The organism is Mesorhizobium sp. M2A.F.Ca.ET.067.02.1.1, assembly GCF_004023285.1.
In the GTDB taxonomy this organism is placed as follows: Bacteria; Pseudomonadota; Alphaproteobacteria; order Rhizobiales; family Rhizobiaceae; genus Mesorhizobium.
Map to the genome: position 1 here is coordinate 1 of NZ_RZSB01001362.1, position 600 is coordinate 600.

Consider the following 600-nt stretch of genomic DNA (forward strand, 5'->3'; position numbering starts at 1 on the left):
GCATCCTGCTGAGCTGATGACGACGTGGAAGCGGGAGCATGCGTTGAAGCGAGAGCGTGCGTTTGGTGTTGCAACGCTTTCTTCAAGAGAGGAGTTGCGCAAAGCCATTCTCGCACTTCTGTCGGAGAATGCCGTGGTCCACCAAGAGGTGGGGCCTGACAATAACTATCGTTTTAACCCCGAGGCATCAGAAGCCGCAGCTTGGAGAGAGCGCGTCAAACGAACCATCATACCTAACAGCCTGAAGATTCTGATGGTGTCTGATGTTAACTCAAACCTGCTCAACGAGGGTGAGTTGGTAACGTTGGAGAAGTTTCGGTACCATGTTCAAGGTCTTGTAATGAGGCACCTCGAGGGGCAGGACCTTCCAAACTCACGCTTCCCGACAGAGATGCAGAACATCGGAAAATAGATGATGAGTAACGATTTTATAAGAAACCTATTACTCAGGAGCGACGGAGTTAGCGATGCAAGCTGGAAATCCGAATAGAGGTTTCTCGAAAGCAACGCCCGCCTTTTCAAGCGGCAATTCTGAGAGAAAAGCTAGTGAAAGAGGAGCACATCCAACCGCTGCTAGATCTTCCAGTAGCTGTCATAGTC

General features: G+C 50.2%; 1 protein-coding gene. It reads left to right on the forward strand.

Translation table 11 applies throughout. The features are described from left to right. A partial coding sequence (locus EOA28_RS39395) for a hypothetical protein (RefSeq protein WP_189342428.1) occupies positions 1-412 on the forward strand: 412 nt, incomplete at its 5' end. Positions 413-600: the final 188 nt, after the last annotated feature.